Annotated in this window: 19 protein-coding genes; 11 read left to right on the top strand and 8 right to left on the bottom strand. The window is 58.8% G+C overall.

The features are described from left to right. Positions 1 to 203 precede the first annotated feature (203 nt). On the top strand, positions 204 to 2,015 hold the full coding sequence (locus QPL94_RS14805; RefSeq protein WP_285358410.1) for a choice-of-anchor D domain-containing protein: 1,812 nt from the start codon (positions 204 to 206) through the stop codon (positions 2,013 to 2,015). Between the two features lie 70 nt (positions 2,016 to 2,085). Beyond that, a complete protein-coding gene (locus QPL94_RS14800) occupies positions 2,086 to 2,910 on the top strand; it encodes a DUF6160 family protein (RefSeq protein ID WP_285358407.1) in 825 nt (274 codons plus the stop codon). A gap of 55 nt (positions 2,911 to 2,965) precedes the next feature. Here QPL94_RS14800 and QPL94_RS14795 read toward each other — a convergent pair whose 3' ends face one another. Both QPL94_RS14795 and QPL94_RS14790 read right to left on the bottom strand, forming a co-directional pair. Further along, the gene (locus QPL94_RS14795) at positions 2,966 to 3,283 is read right to left on the bottom strand and encodes a putative signal transducing protein (RefSeq protein ID WP_137437701.1); all 318 of its coding nucleotides are present in this window, start codon (positions 3,281 to 3,283) and stop codon (positions 2,966 to 2,968) included. A 77-nt stretch (positions 3,284 to 3,360) separates the two neighbouring features. After that, complete coding sequence (locus QPL94_RS14790; protein ID WP_285358405.1) at positions 3,361 to 3,738, bottom strand: thiol-disulfide oxidoreductase DCC family protein; 378 nt, start codon at positions 3,736 to 3,738, stop codon at positions 3,361 to 3,363. A 121-nt stretch (positions 3,739 to 3,859) separates the two neighbouring features. Between QPL94_RS14790 and QPL94_RS14785 the strand changes: the two genes are divergently transcribed. From QPL94_RS14785 to QPL94_RS14775, 3 genes are all read left to right on the top strand, one after another. Continuing rightward, positions 3,860 to 5,089 carry an RNA polymerase sigma factor gene (locus QPL94_RS14785; protein ID WP_285358403.1) on the top strand — a complete coding sequence of 410 codons (1,230 nt, stop codon included), beginning with the start codon at positions 3,860 to 3,862 and terminating at the stop codon, positions 5,087 to 5,089. A gap of 78 nt (positions 5,090 to 5,167) precedes the next feature. Continuing rightward, complete coding sequence (locus QPL94_RS14780; protein ID WP_285358401.1) at positions 5,168 to 5,527, top strand: YciI family protein; 360 nt, start codon at positions 5,168 to 5,170, stop codon at positions 5,525 to 5,527. Positions 5,528 to 5,543: 16 nt separating this feature from the next. Further along, a complete protein-coding gene (locus tag QPL94_RS14775) occupies positions 5,544 to 5,897 on the top strand; it encodes a DUF1428 domain-containing protein (RefSeq protein ID WP_285358400.1) in 354 nt (117 codons plus the stop codon). A 31-nt stretch (positions 5,898 to 5,928) separates the two neighbouring features. On the opposite strand, the gene QPL94_RS14770 is transcribed toward QPL94_RS14775, so the two are convergent. Beyond that, positions 5,929 to 6,438 carry a cupin domain-containing protein gene (locus tag QPL94_RS14770; protein WP_285358399.1) on the bottom strand — a complete coding sequence of 170 codons (510 nt, stop codon included), beginning with the start codon at positions 6,436 to 6,438 and terminating at the stop codon, positions 5,929 to 5,931. A gap of 163 nt (positions 6,439 to 6,601) precedes the next feature. Between QPL94_RS14770 and QPL94_RS14765 the strand changes: the two genes are divergently transcribed. The 3 genes from QPL94_RS14765 to QPL94_RS14755 are packed head-to-tail and all read left to right on the top strand — an operon-like array spanning position 6,602 to position 8,744. Beyond that, positions 6,602 to 7,252: an RNA polymerase sigma factor gene (locus QPL94_RS14765; RefSeq protein WP_285358397.1), complete on the top strand. Its 651-nt coding sequence runs from the start codon at positions 6,602 to 6,604 to the stop codon at positions 7,250 to 7,252. Next, the gene (locus tag QPL94_RS14760) at positions 7,249 to 7,485 is read left to right on the top strand and encodes an anti-sigma factor family protein (RefSeq protein ID WP_285358396.1); all 237 of its coding nucleotides are present in this window, start codon (positions 7,249 to 7,251) and stop codon (positions 7,483 to 7,485) included. Before QPL94_RS14765 ends, QPL94_RS14760 begins: the two co-directional genes overlap by 4 nt. A 29-nt stretch (positions 7,486 to 7,514) precedes the next feature. Then, positions 7,515 to 8,744, top strand: a complete 1,230-nt coding sequence (locus tag QPL94_RS14755; RefSeq protein ID WP_285358395.1) for a MerC family mercury resistance protein — start codon at positions 7,515 to 7,517, stop codon at positions 8,742 to 8,744. Here the strand turns inward: QPL94_RS14755 and arfB are convergent. Continuing rightward, a complete protein-coding gene (gene arfB / locus QPL94_RS14750; RefSeq protein ID WP_285358394.1) occupies positions 8,735 to 9,148 on the bottom strand; it encodes an alternative ribosome rescue aminoacyl-tRNA hydrolase ArfB in 414 nt (137 codons plus the stop codon). The two genes, QPL94_RS14755 and arfB, sit on opposite strands and share 10 nt — an antisense overlap. Continuing rightward, positions 9,142 to 10,134, bottom strand: a complete 993-nt coding sequence (locus QPL94_RS14745) for a CobW family GTP-binding protein (protein ID WP_285358393.1) — start codon at positions 10,132 to 10,134, stop codon at positions 9,142 to 9,144. The genes arfB and QPL94_RS14745 overlap by 7 nt, the downstream gene beginning before the upstream one ends. A 140-nt stretch (positions 10,135 to 10,274) precedes the next feature. On the opposite strand from QPL94_RS14745, the gene QPL94_RS14740 reads away from it, so the two are divergent. Both QPL94_RS14740 and QPL94_RS14735 read left to right on the top strand, forming a co-directional pair. Next, positions 10,275 to 10,844 (top strand): DJ-1/PfpI family protein, encoded by a 570-nt coding sequence (locus tag QPL94_RS14740; RefSeq protein WP_137437697.1) that lies wholly within the window; start codon positions 10,275 to 10,277, stop codon positions 10,842 to 10,844. Positions 10,845 to 10,890: 46 nt separating this feature from the next. Then, a complete protein-coding gene (locus tag QPL94_RS14735) occupies positions 10,891 to 11,259 on the top strand; it encodes a ribbon-helix-helix domain-containing protein (RefSeq protein ID WP_285358390.1) in 369 nt (122 codons plus the stop codon). A gap of 15 nt (positions 11,260 to 11,274) precedes the next feature. On the opposite strand, the gene QPL94_RS14730 is transcribed toward QPL94_RS14735, so the two are convergent. Beyond that, on the bottom strand, positions 11,275 to 11,967 hold the full coding sequence (locus tag QPL94_RS14730) for an SDR family oxidoreductase (protein WP_285358388.1): 693 nt from the start codon (positions 11,965 to 11,967) through the stop codon (positions 11,275 to 11,277). 175 nt (positions 11,968 to 12,142) lie between these two features. Here QPL94_RS14730 and QPL94_RS14725 point away from each other — a divergent pair, with 175 nt between their 5' ends. After that, positions 12,143 to 13,003, top strand: coding sequence for a PA4780 family RIO1-like protein kinase (locus QPL94_RS14725; RefSeq protein ID WP_285358386.1), 861 nt, complete (start codon positions 12,143 to 12,145; stop codon positions 13,001 to 13,003). Here QPL94_RS14725 and QPL94_RS14720 read toward each other — a convergent pair. After that, on the bottom strand, positions 13,000 to 13,395 hold the full coding sequence (locus QPL94_RS14720; RefSeq protein WP_137437693.1) for a hypothetical protein: 396 nt from the start codon (positions 13,393 to 13,395) through the stop codon (positions 13,000 to 13,002). The genes QPL94_RS14725 and QPL94_RS14720 overlap by 4 nt on opposite strands. Positions 13,396 to 13,418: 23 nt before the next feature. Further along, positions 13,419 to 13,952 (bottom strand): hypothetical protein, encoded by a 534-nt coding sequence (locus QPL94_RS14715; RefSeq protein WP_285358384.1) that lies wholly within the window; start codon positions 13,950 to 13,952, stop codon positions 13,419 to 13,421. Between the last annotated feature and the right edge of the window lie 81 nt (positions 13,953 to 14,033).

The raw sequence follows: 14,033 nt of genomic DNA, 5'->3' as shown, positions 1-14,033 counted from the left end.
CCCTGCCCTGTCTCCGCTTTGAACAAAAACCCTGCCGGCCTCAGCAATGACCCTGTCCGCCCCCCGGCGGCCTAATACAACGGCGCAGGGGATAAACCGCTGCGCTGACATAAAGGGAGTCATTGCAAGACCGATACAGCAGTCCTCATCGGTGATTTCTGCATACCCATACAACAAAGACTGAAACCCTAGAGGACGAACTCATGAAACTCAGGAAACCCAACAAAAGCGTCCGCACGTTCGGTACGGCGATAGCCGCCGCGGCGCTGATGACCGGTGGCGGCAATGCCTTTGCCGAACCCGTGTCACTGGAACTGGAATTCACCTGCCCCTTCCCGTTGATTGGTGATCAGCCGATTCGCGCCCAGATCAGTGCCGATGTTCCCACCCAGGCAACCGTGGGCCAGCCGACCCCGGAATTCACCGTAGACGCACTGACGACGGTGAACGAAGATTCGCGGCTGGGCCTTAAACTGGTGGGTTCTGCCACCATTGAGGGCACCGCCACCAATGAAACAACGGTCGTCACGCCAAATCGCGAGATCGACCTGACGGTGCCGCTGACTATTCCCCAGTCACCCATTCCCGATGAAACCGGCGAATTTACCGTGCCGGCCCAGGGCACTTCTCCGGCCATCACCTTTAACGAAGACGATGTTGGTGAGGCCGTCATCACCATCGGCGGGCTGACGCTCGACATGATTGCCCGGGTTGAGAACGGTGATATTGCGCCGGCGCCCATCGGCGAGTTTACGTCCGCGTGTGTCCAGAACCCGGGGCAGGACAACATCCTGCAAACCCTGCAGGTCGTTCCCGACGAGCAGTTTGAGCCACGTATTGCCGTCAGCCCGGAAAGCATCGACTTCGGCAACGTGCAGGCCGGCACCACGGCTGAAGAGGTGGTTACCATCTCCAACACCGGCCAGGCCGAGCTTGGCATCAACAACATCAGCCTCGGTGGAACCGACGCAGCTGCGTTCACTCAGACCAACAGCTGTACAACCGTAGCCGCCGGCGAGAGCTGTGATGTAGCCGTTACCTATATACCGGATGGCGAAGGTGACCAGAATGCGGTTCTGAACATCGAATCCGGCGATACCGAGACTCCGTTGGTGGATGTGCCACTGACAGGCACCAGCGTGCTGGCTCCGGTACCGGAAATCGTTGTCACTCCGGAAGACATCAGCTTCGGCACCGTGATGCTCGGTGAAACTGCTTCCGCGGAAGTCACTATCTCCAACGAAGGCAATGAATCGCTGGTGATCACCGGTATCGATATCAGTGGTGGCAACAGCAGTGATTTCATCCAGACCAATGACTGCACTACCGTCGCACCTGAGGAGGCCTGCACCGTCGCCATCAGCTTTACGCCCTCTGCTACCGGCGGTCGTAGCGCTTCCCTGGACATCGCCTCCGACGACCCGGCAACCCCGGACGTTTCAGTGCCACTAAGTGGCCAGGGTAACGATGGCACTGGTGACACCCTCGAGGTTCTCCTGGACCTGGCAGGACAAACCGACATCAAGGCCTCCGGCAGTTCACTGCCTCTGTCAGGCAGCATTGCAACCCAGCTGGAGCTGGCTACCGGCATGTTCGAAGCGGACCTCGCACTGGATCCCACCCAGGGACAATTCAAGATCCCGCTGCTGTTCAAGAGCCTTACTGCCAACGCCAGGGTGGAGTTCGAGCAGGCAGATATCACCACCGGCACACTGATCAACGGCAACCTGACCGCCAACTCGTCACTCTACGTGAAAGTTCCCAAAGTGACGGTTCGCCTGTTCGGCCTGAAGATCCCCGTCGGTGGTGGCAGAGACTGCCGCACGGCCGACCCGGTAAGCATCGGGCTGGCATCGGTGGAAGGCACCAACTTCTCACTCTCTGAAGGTGGTGACGTAACCGGTAACTATGATCTGCCAGCACTGCAGAACTGCGGTCCGCTGACCGACGTTCTGAACCAGTTCCTCGCCGGTCCGGACAATGGCATTGACCTGACATTGACCCCGAACCTCTGAGGGAAGTACGGGAGGCCCTGAATGGGCCTCCCGGTTTGTAACAATAACAACACCAGGAAGGATGATAACAATGACAAGCCTGAAGAAATCAGCGTTAGTGTTAGCCATAGCCGGCCTGCCCATATGCGGGTATGCCGAACTCAAACCACTGCATGACTCCGACATGGGTCAGATTACCGGTCAGGCCGGTGTCACCATTGAACTGGAAACCCGGGTCACCATGGACGAGTTCACTTACACCGATGAAGGTACGCTGGGCATCAGCGACATCTTCGTTGGCGGTGCCGGTCGCCTCGACATGTTCGAGGAGTTCACAGCAGGGCGGGATGCCATTTTTGGCACCAGCAGCACCGACCTGATCGACAACATCAAGATTGATTTTGATATTGCCGATGACGGCGATGCCATTATCAATGTATTCCCGATTACCGCGCGGCCGGTAGACTTTGCTGTCCGCACCGGCGCCTGGGAGCTGCGAGGCAACGGTGGCGAAAACACCTTGCTGGCGGATAATTTTTCCGCCGAGGGTCTCATTCTCCAGGCCCAGGCAACCGTGGATACCGACACGGACACCCTCAATCTGACCACCCGTTTCGCCATTGACGAACTGGAACTTGACGTGCCGTTCCTGGCCATGGGCATTCGTGACATGCGCATCACCGGCGCCGGTTACGACCCGGACAACCCGTCCTTACTGCCGCTGTTTACCCTTGTGGACATGGATATCTACAAGGATGCCAATGCGGCCGGCGTCGACAGCCTGGCTATCGACATCAATACCTTCGAAGCCGACATGTCTATCGGCCAGGTCCTGGTTGGCGGAACGTCGATCGGATCGGTGGCACTGGACGACCTGTCCATCCGCAACACATCCATGCGGGTTTACGGCCACTGATGGCCCGAGCTCTCCGGGCATGAGTCCGGAGAGCCAACCTGCACAGGAAACGGATCTACAACGCACCGAACAGGATCACCATCACCACCGCCAGGAACAACAAAAACCAGGTGGCGTAGCGATTGGCCCGGTCTTCAACCTGTTCCGAAGGGGTCTCCGGGGGTGCAGCAGACTCGTATTCGGCGACCAGCGTGCGGGCCTGCAGGTAGTCTTCATCTTCAACGTGGACATTGGTGAACCCTGCGGCACCAATCTCACCCATGGCACCCTGTAGATAGTGCCCACCAACGTGGGTCTCGATACCCCTTGATTGCAACAGCCCGGCGACAATATGGGCTTCCGCCAGGTCACGGGCACGATAGGCTATTTGCATTGGCAGGCTCCGCAGGTTCAGGGAAATCCTTAACTGAACCCTAGCCTGAATGCGGCCATCCGTCGACCTGCGCCCGGTTACTTCGGCATACGGCCGGTTTTCTCCAGCCGTTCTCCTACCCATTTATGGTAGAGCTTCGCCAGCGCCGGCCGGATCACCGGCAAACCGATCAGCCAGGCGAGTGGTTTCAGCAGCCACACCCGCGACATCAGCAGAATATAGGCGTCCAGTTCGCGATGGATGTTGCCCCGGCTGTCTTCAACATGCAGCTCCTGGAGCGCGGCCTCCGGCTCAATGCCGCGCTGCTTCAGCTCGTCGTCACGGCCGGTGATATCAACCCACTCTACCGATTCGCCGGTCCTGCCCGCCAGTCGCTCGTAGAGCTTGCGATCCTTGACGCAGCTTGGACAGGCGCCATCGTAGAACACGCGGAGCTGGTCTTCTGGTGCAGTCATAGCGCTCTCCATCTATTCGTCGCATTTCTTGCATTGCATTCACTTGATTACACAATAAATCAATGATTATTGTTATCAAAATAGCCGGATCACTCGCCGCAAGGGAACAGGTGTAGCGACAATGAGCACAGCCAGGCGTATCAACGAACTCTACCAGCAGCACTCCCGCAGGGTGCAGGCCACCCTCATACGCCTGCTCGGCGACTTCGACCTGGCAGAAGAGGCCACGCAGGAAGCCTTCACCGCTGCTCTCAACCAGTGGCCGGAACAGGGTATCCCTGAAAACCCGTCTGCCTGGCTCATAACCGCCGGGCATCGGCGGGGCATTGACCATATCCGCCGTCGCCAGACTGCCAGGCATAACCTGTCGCGCCTTGCCGAGGACGAGCCCGTCACCTACGGGCCGGAAACCGACCGCATTGATGATGACCTGCTGCGGCTGATCTTCACCTGCTGCCATCCCGGCCTGGCCATCGAGGCACAACTGGCGCTGACCCTGCGCGAGGTATGCGGCCTGACCACAGAACAGGTGGCCAGCGCCCTGCTGCAAAAACCCGCCACTACGGCACAGCGGATCGTCCGCGCCAAACGCAAGATACGGGAAGCCAATATTCCCTACGAGGTACCGGAACGCCGGGAACTCCCCGAACGGCTCCAGAGTGTTCTGAAAGTCATCTACCTGATATTCAATGAAGGTTATTCTTCCAGTACGGGCGATACGATCGTTAACGTCAGCCTGGCCAGCGAGGCGATCCGTCTGGCCAGCCTGCTGGCTGAGCTGTTGCCGGAAGGTGAAGTCTTTGGCCTGCTGGCGCTGATGCTGCTTCATGATTCACGCCGCAATGCCCGGCAGGATGCCAATGGCGATCTGATTACCCTGGAAGAACAGAACCGGAACCTCTGGGACCGCGAGCAGATCCGTTCGGGGCTGGCATCATTGACACGGGCCCTGCAACTGACTCCCACAGCCCCTTATACCCTCCAGGCCTCGATTGCCGCCGCTCATGCCCAGGCCAGCGGCACCGACGACACCGACTGGGCACGCATCGCAAGACTTTACGAGGTACTCTACCGTGAAGTGCCCTCCCCGGTCATCGCCCTGAACCGCGCAGTGGCGGTTGCCATGCGGGACACGCCCGAAGAAGGCCTGAAGCTCATCGACCAGCTTGCCAGCCACAAGGCAATCCAGAACTATTACCTGTTCCATGCCGCCCGTGCCGACCTCTATCGCCGGTCAGGGGATTTATCGTCGGCACGAACAGCCTACCAACGGGCACTCGCCCTCACCCAACAGGGCCCGGAGCAGCGCTTCCTGAACCAGAGGCTCGCGCAACTGGAGAGCGCCGGATAAAAAAAGGTTCCGTGATTGTCGATCCGACGGCGCCGTGAACGACTTACTGATACACACCCGGAAAGACAGGCTGAAAACATGAAATACGTAGCACTGGTTTACTACCAGGAAAGCATTATCAACAGCATGAGTGAAAAGGAGTGGCACGACCTCAACCAGGAGTGTATTGCCGGGGTCGAGAGACTCACCGACCAGGGCAACTACGTGACGGGTCAACCACTGCAGCCAATCGAGACGGCAACAACTGTGAGGGTAAGGGACGACGAAGTGCTGATTTCAGATGGCCCTTTTGCCGAAACCAAGGAACAACTGGCCGGCTTCTACCTGCTGGAGGCCAACGACCTCAATGAGGCCCTGCAACTGGCCAGCAGGATTCCGCCCGCGCGCTTCGGCAGCATTGAAGTCAGACCGGTGCGCGAACTGCCCCCGAAAGACTGAGACAAGGAGATGCCCGATGACGTATGTCGACGGATTTGTAGCAGCGGTGCCAACCGCCAACAAGGAAAAGTACATCAAGCACGCCAGCGATGCGGCCGCGGTTTTCAAGGATCACGGTGCCCTGAAACTGGTGGAATGCTGGGGCGATGATGTCCCCGATGGTGAGGTCACGTCCTTCCCCATGGCCGTGCAGTGCAAGCCGGATGAGACGGTGGTCTTCTCCTGGATCCTCTGGCCCTCCCGCGAGGCCAGGAACAGAGGCATGCCGAAAGTCATGGAGGACCCCCGCATCCAGCCTAATGTGAACCCGATGCCGTTTGATGGCAAGCGACTGATTTTCGGTGGCTTTGAAACAGTCGTGGACGAGTAGTGACGTGGCGCCGGTAGCCGGCGCCACTGAGTCATTTGCGGGGGTCGTCTTCCGGGTCGAGGTATTCGATACCCCAGGGACCGGTACCGTGCAACTGAATGACGACCTCTTCCTCCGTGTAACCGAACATCGGGTCACCGGGTGACATGATGGCGACACTGCCTTCAGGCAGGGCCGTTGCCTTGTTACGGTCAACCTCCTCGCCATGAGCAAAATGGAAGGTGCCCGACAGCACTGTCACCCGCTCATAGGCGGGGTGTATGTGCGGCGCTATCACATAGTCCGCTGGCAACCGCAGGCGTATGGTAAATGGCTTTTCCTCGGCAAGATTCCCTTCAATAACCGAGATCTTCGCACCCGGCGCCATGGAGCCCACTGGCCCCCACTCCAGATCCGATGGTGTCACCATCGTGTACCCCTCACCCTGGTACGGCGTCGCGGCCAATGCGAGGGGAAATACGATCAACATTGTCATCAGTGCCAGGCATCGGGAACTGATTCCGGGTTTACCGTTAGAACGAATGTTTGTGTTGCCTGCCATGGGTTCTATCCTCCTTAGTAGTGGTGTTGTTGTGGGCCGGGAACTGTCCCGGTCGGCCGCAAGGACGCAGTCGCAACCGGATTTGTTCCCGGTACCGGCAATGGGCGCCGACGGGAACCATTTCGTCGCCCGGCGCGTCCTTGCGGCAAAAATGGGAGAACACATGGCAACCAGCACCCGGCACAAGGTTCCCGTGGCCAGCCAACAGGAACGCAGAGACCAGTTCGAACAACAGGTCATTCATCTGATGGACCGCCTGTACGGCACTGCTCTGCGCCTGGCAAGGAACCCGGACGATGCGGAGGATGTGATGGCGGAAGCAATCTCGAACGCCTGGCACAAGCTGGACCAGCTCGACGACCCCGCCCACATGGAAGGCTGGCTGTTCAGGATTCTCCATCACACGTTCATATCCCACTGGCGACGTCGGCAGTGTCGGCAGAACAGGGAGGTAGAACTCGAACCGGAGAGTAGTGATCACCGGTTTTCCCTGTTCGAGAAGCTGCACCAACCCTTTCTGCTGTGGTGGGGTACACCCGAAAAGGAATTTATCAATTCACTCCTGCAGGAGGACATCCAGCGTGCCATCGATGACCTGCCAGATACCTATCGGGTTGTAACCGTGCTGGTCGAGGTGGAGGGATACAGCTACGAAGAGGCAGCCCGCCTGCTCGGCCTCCCGCTGGGCACCATACGTTCCCGACTGTGCCGGGCTCGCGGTCTTCTGCAGCAGTCGCTTTGGCAGCAGGGCCGTGATGCCGGGCTGGCGAAATGCGGCGGGCAGCCACCAGGAAACAGCGGAGGTGATGCATGAAGGAGTCCCGGATTTCCTGCGAGGAGGTTGTTGAGCGCCTTTTCGACTATCTGCACCGGGAAATGGACGGTGACACCAGTGCCGAAATAGAACGGCACCTGGAACGATGTCATGACTGCTTCAGCCGGGCGGAATTTGAGCGCAAACTCAGGGAACGGATTGCCGGCAGCGGCCAGCAGGTAGCGCCGGAAAGGCTGCGCCGACGGATCCGGGAAATGATAGAGCAATTCTGACACGGCATAACCTGTCGGGAGGACACCCCATGGTTGCCATTCTCGGATACTCACCACAGCAAATCACCGAGGCGGTCCAGGATATGTACACCGCTGTGGCGGACAGGCCCGATACCCACTTCCACTTTCCCGTTGGCCGGGAGGCACTTCGTTTTCTGGGCTATGCCGCCGGCGATGCAGACCCGTTGCCCGACGGTGTTGCAGAGTCTTTCGCCGGTGTCGGCAATCCTTTCACCGCACACGCCATGAAACCCGGGGACACAACGCTGGACATAGGCGCCGGAGCAGGTAACGACTCCCTGATTGCCGCTTCAAAGGTAGGCACGGAGGGACAGGTGATTGCTCTGGACCTGACCGCTGCCATGACACGCAAACTCAGGTGTCACGCCGGCGACCGGTACCCCAATGTAGAAGTGATCCAGGCATCCGCGGAACACCTGCCCTTGGCGGACGAAAGCATTGACAGCATCACCAGCAACGGTGCCCTGAACCTGGTGCCGGATAAACGCCAGGCCATCCGGGAAATGTTCCGGGTGTTGCGACCCGGTGGGCGGCTGCAACTGGCCGATGTCGTCATTAACAGGCCGGTCAACGTCAACTGCGATTCCGATCCCCGCCTGTGGGTAGAGTGCGTGGTGGGCGCCACCGTGGAAGACAGTCTGTTAGCAATGCTGGGTGATGAAGGGTTTGACAACGTCCGCATTCTGCGTCGACTGGATTACTTCGCCCATAGCCCCAGCCTGCAAACCCGCGAAATAGCGGAAAGCTTTGGTGCCCATTCGATCGAGTTGACGGCAGAAAGGGCTGGCCAGGCACCCCGCTGGTGGCAGAAGTGGCTGAGGCGCGGTCATCCCGAACGCTTGCTGGGGGACCTCCACCGCCGGGGTTTTCTTGGTGTGGCCGCTTTGGTACTGGCTCTGCTCAGTTGCTATGGCGCCCTCGCTGCAGTGGGCATGGTCACGGCCCTGGGGCTTGGCATGGCACTCAACCCGGGCCTGTGGGCCGGAACCATCGGGCTGTTCACAATCCTCGCCATGGTCTTTATTGCTGCCGGCTTCCGGCGCCACCGTTCAGTCACGCCAGCTGCCCTCGCCCTTATCGGTTCGGTACTTGTGCTGTACGCCCTGTTTGTCAACTATGGCGTAATAACCGAATTAACCGGATTTGTATTCCTGATCGGTGCTGCAACCCGGGACCTGAACCTCCGCCGAAGAGAAGAAGCCGAGCGTCTCGGGCTGAAAGGCCGGAATCACACCTGAACCTTGCCCCTCAGCGCCTTGGTTTTGCCTTTTTTGGTTTTTTTATCAACACGCCGGCGTTGTGAGCCCTTGGTGGGGCGAGTGGGCCGGCGTGCTTTCTGCAGCTTTACCGCTTCCTGAATCAGTTCCTTCAGGCGTTCAAGAGCGTCTTCCTTGTTAAGCTCCAGGGTGCGGTATTTCTGCGCCTTGATAACAATGATGCCTTCCTTGCTGATGCGCTGGTCAGAGAGCGCCATCAGCCGCTCCTTGTAGAAGGGCGGCAGGCTGGAGTTGAGGATGTCGAACCGCAGGTGGACAGCAGATGCCACCTTGTTGACGTTCTGCCCCCCGGCCCCCTGGGCGCGGATCTGGGTAAGCTCAATTTCCCAGTCACCCAGTTCAACCGTGTTGGAAATTTTCAGCATGACGGTTCCGTTTGCTCGATGGATTCCCGCAAGCCGGTGTCAAACTCGTCCACATCCAGTTCCTGTTCGCTGATGACCTCGATGCGGGACAGCTCCCTGGGCTCACATTCGGACACCGACAATGCTCCGTCTGCCATGTTGATGGTCCGCCAGCCCTCGCTGGTATGAGCCACTGCCTTGAACCGAACAAAGCGGCTATCCATGGATAATGCCAGCAAGGCCGTTTCGGAAAAAACGGTCGCCGGATGTACCCGCCAGCCCAGGCTGAAGTGGCCCTGGCCCTGGTTACTGACCCGCTGCCAGGGTTCATCCCGGATATCCGGAACAGGCTCGGGCTCCGTTGAATCATGGTGGTGGTGAGCGTGGGGCGAACCCACCTCTGCCAGAGCGGTTCTGCCATCAAGCCAGCCGATATCCATCCAGCCCTGCCGGGTATGGAACACGGCGGTTTTCGCCGGCTGCAGGCTGGCCACCCAGTCATCAAAGTGAGCAATCTGATCCGGCCGGCACAGGTCGGTCTTGTTGGCCACGACAATATCTGCGGCGGCAACCTGATCCTGGAACTGCACATTGTCCAGAACCCTGGGTTCCTCCAGCCGTCTCGGGTCCACCAGGCAAAGCACCGGCCCCAGATTCAATACGTCCTGGTAATGCTCCCCCGTCAGGGTTTCAATAATCTGGGAAGGATGCCCAAGCCCGGTGGGCTCGATCAGCAATCGGTCCGGCCTGGCTTTATGAATCAACTGATTAAGACCAATCTGCATAGGCAGACCCGCCACACAGCACATGCAGCCGCCCGGAATCTCGCGCACGAAAGCGCCTTCTGTTTCCAGCAGGGCGCCATCAATTCCCACTTCACCGAATTCATTCACCAGCACGGCCCACACTTCCCCGTCCGGTTTTTTCTTCAGCAGGTCCAGTATGGCAGTGGTTTTACCCACGCCCAGAAAGCCGAGCACCAGATTGGTGGGTATTGGTGAAGTCATAGATTGCCCGTGTCGGTAAATGAAAGGATCGGCACAGCCAGGTGTTATAACATAACACTGTAGTATTCCCCTAATACCCGCTGTCGCCCGGCCCTTGGTAATGTGAACAGGCTACCATTAACAAGCACAAGGAGAAGGGTATGAGCGGTAAAAAGATACTGATGATTACCGGTGATTTCACCGAGGATTACGAAACCATGGTGCCTTTCCAGGCACTTCAGGCCGTGGGCCACACGGTCCATGCAGTCTGTCCGGACAAGAAGTCGGGAGACACCGTGGCCACGGCCATCCACGATTTTGAAGGCGACCAGACATACTCCGAAAAGCCTGGCCACCGGTTTGCCCTGAATGCGGACTTTGCCGGCCTCAACCCTGCCGATTACGATGCTCTGGTCGTGCCCGGTGGCCGCGCCCCGGAATATCTGCGCCTGAACGACGACGTGAAAAAGCTGGTGCGCCACTTCTTCGAGACCGACAAACCGGTGGCGGCCATCTGCCATGGTGCTCAGCTACTGGCAGCCGCAGGCGTGCTTGAAGGCCGCGAGTGTTCCGCCTACCCGGCCTGCCAGCCGGAAGTGGAACTGGCCGGGGGCCGCTTCGCCGCCATCGACGTTGACGCCGCGGTGACCGATGGTAATCTGGTGACAGCACCGGCATGGCCGGCCCACCCTCAATGGCTGGCACAGTTCTTCAAACTGCTGGACAAGTGAAGGAACGGGGCCGGTACACCGGCCCCGGATTCATGAGGATAACGCCATGTGCAAACTCTTCGTCCACGCGGATTCCGATCTCTGGGTCAGCCGCACCCACTCCCTGCGTATTGATGGCATGGTCACCAGCATTCGCATGGAGAACGCCTTCTGGAATGCACTCACGGAAATCGCCGCCCGGGATGGCATGAACCTGCCCCAGATGATCACAAAGCTCTACCACGAATCCATCGACGCAGGGCACGATCTGGGCAACTTCACCTCTTTCCTGCGGGTATGTGCCATGCGTTACCTCGCGCTGCAACTCAGCGGCGACATCCCCCGCGACATCCAGGTACCCATAGCCTCACTGGATGCGGACAAGATCCTGTCCAGGAACATCGACCAGAAGCCGCCCAGCGAAGCAACTCACTGAACTGCGTCTGTAGGCCTATTCCACGGGCGGCGTTGGCCGCACCAGGATTTCATTGACATCCACATGCGCAGGCTGGGCTACGGCATACATGACCGCCCGGGCGATATCGTCCGGCTTGAGGGCGTTCGCCGGGCTCTCGTCAAAGAACGGTGTATCCACCATCCCCGGTTCAACGAGGGTGACACGAACGCCCGAGCCCCGCAGTTCTTCTCTCACGCCATAACCGATCGCCGACACTGCCCATTTGGTGGCACTGTACATGGAGCCCGGTATGGTCACCCGGCCAGCGGCAGAGCCGGTCAGCAGCAGGTGGCCACGGCTTTTGCGTAGCGCCGGCAGGCAGCACTGAACGGTCAACCCGGCCCCGTAAATATTGGTCAGGATCATGTCTTTCCAGACTTCATGATCTGCACCACTGAAACCACCGGGCTCACCACCGCGGCCTGCGTTCACAAACACCGCGTCAATCTGCCCGAACGTCGCCATGGCGTTGTCGACCATGGCCTGCTGGTCGTCCATGCTCTGAACATCACAGCGGGCGATCATTACCCGCTCGCTGCCGCCGAGTTCGGTTTGCAGCTGCTTCAGCCTGTCTTCAGAGCGGGCTGACAGAACCAGGCGATAACCCGCCTTTTGCGCGGCGCGTGCCGTTGCCTCGCCAATCCCGGATGAGGCACCAGTAATCAGCATAACCGGATCGTTATTCATAGACTTTCTCCTGCGTCAGGGGTTTTGCCCAGTGTTGCAGATTAGCTACGGGACCTGAAGCATTTACAGATCACTCCGGGCATGAGGGTTCCGGCGTCAATTTCAGGTAGTATACGCGGAGACATGCCGGCCAAAATGATTTGCCGGCCAGGCGAACCAGGCAACCGACAGATCTATGAAGATACCGAAACGATTACAGCCCCTTGTCGATGATGGCATGGTGGACGAAGTGTTGTACCAGTTGATGAGTGGCAAGGAAGCCGAGGTGTTCGTTGTGCGCTGTGGCGACAGTGTGCGCTGCGCCAAGGTCTACAAAGAGGCGCAGAAGCGCAGCTTCAAGCAGGCCGTGCAATACCAGGAAGGCCGCAAGGTTCGTAACACTCGCCGTGCCCGTGCCATGGGCAAGAAAACCCGGTACGGCCAGAAGGAACAGGAAGACGCCTGGCTGAACGCCGAGGTAGATGCCCTGTACCGGCTGGCCGGCGCCGGTGTGCGTGTGCCGCAACCGTTCGGGTTTGTGGATGGCGTGCTGTTGATGGAAATGATTGCCGATGGAGAAGGCAAGGCCGCACCGCAGCTGGGGGAGGTAACACTGACGCCAGAGCAGGCACGGGCCTACCACGGCAAGGTCATTGCCGACGTGGTGCGCATGCTCAGCGTCGGGCTGATCCACGGCGACCTTTCAGAATTCAATGTGCTGGTGGACACCACCGGCCCGGTCATTATCGACCTGCCCCAGGCGGTTAACGCGTCCGGAAATAACAGCGCCGAGCAGATGCTGGAGCGGGACGTGGACAACATGCGCCGCTATTTCGGCAAGTTTGCACCGGACCTGCTGAATACCGATTACGGCAAAGAAATCTGGGCGCTTTACGAGGCCGGTGACCTGCACCCTGACAGCCGGCTTACCGGTTGCTTCGAGCATGACACGGAAAGCGCGGACGTGGACGAGCTTATGGCGGTTATTGATGCCGCCAAAGAGGAAGAGCGTGAGCGTCAGGAGCGCGCCCGGGATGCCGAGGAAGGCGAAGACTAGCCCGGCTCACCCACAAACTTGCCCACCATCCGGTCAGACAGCATGAGGTGGGCAAGTGCGGGGTACGGCAGATAGTGGCTGAGCAGAAATATCACCGCCGCCATATCCAGCCCGGAAGACAACCCGACGTAGGCCGCCCAGGCCACAAACAGTGCACCGAGAAAGCCTCCATAGGACCACAGCACCCGCGCGCGCTCATCACCGGTCGGCACCCGCTTCAATATCCGGGCCACCGACCAACTGATATAAGCCGCGATCAATGCCGCGATAACCACCGACACCAACACGCCTGTCAGCCCGAACAGGAATCGCGCCAGGTAGTTGGTAAGAAAAAACAGAACAACGGCGCTGACGGCAATAATGGTTACCCGCGAACGCTTCAGATCTTCCATAGACACTATCCCGGCTTGTTAAATCAGATGCTTTGCACTGTTTTAACATTCCGGGCATCAAGAAGCGACTTTGCTTCCTGCAGCTGTTGTGTGCTTGAGGCGTGAACCGTCAGTACGTACTTACCTTTGCTTAATGCAGATTGTGCCTTCATCAGGTAAGGCGTGTGATCCGGACGGATCGTCACCGCCCCCGCGAGTAACAGCCCCAGCATTAACCCTAAGGCGGCAAGCACTGAAGCGGCGACCACCGCGTTCTGGGCTATGAACCCGATGCCAAGGGCACTCAGTATGAGAAATACGATAAAACCCGTCACCGCACCACCGGCACCCAACCCGACATGGGAACGTACCAGCGTGTGCCAGATGCCCTGGTCCTCAGGTTCCAGCTCTGAGCCCGTGTGCCGGTCACGCGGGCTCAGAACAGCTACCTGGTCATCCGTCAGACTTGTTCCTTCACACAGGGCTTTGGCAGCACCCTTTGCCTCAGTCTCTGTGTCGAAAACTGCAGCTACCTTGTGGCCTTCTTGTTCGCCGGTCAGACTCATTGAGGATTGCATGAAACACCTCCTGAGTATCTCAGAAATTAATGAGGCTCTTACTACACAACATTGCCTCTAACTTCTAAAAATACAACCCGC

The organism is Marinobacter sp. SS13-12 (genome assembly GCF_030227115.1).
In the GTDB taxonomy this organism is placed as follows: domain Bacteria; phylum Pseudomonadota; class Gammaproteobacteria; order Pseudomonadales; family Oleiphilaceae; genus Marinobacter.
This window is presented reverse-complemented; position numbering and strand designations above follow the sequence as displayed.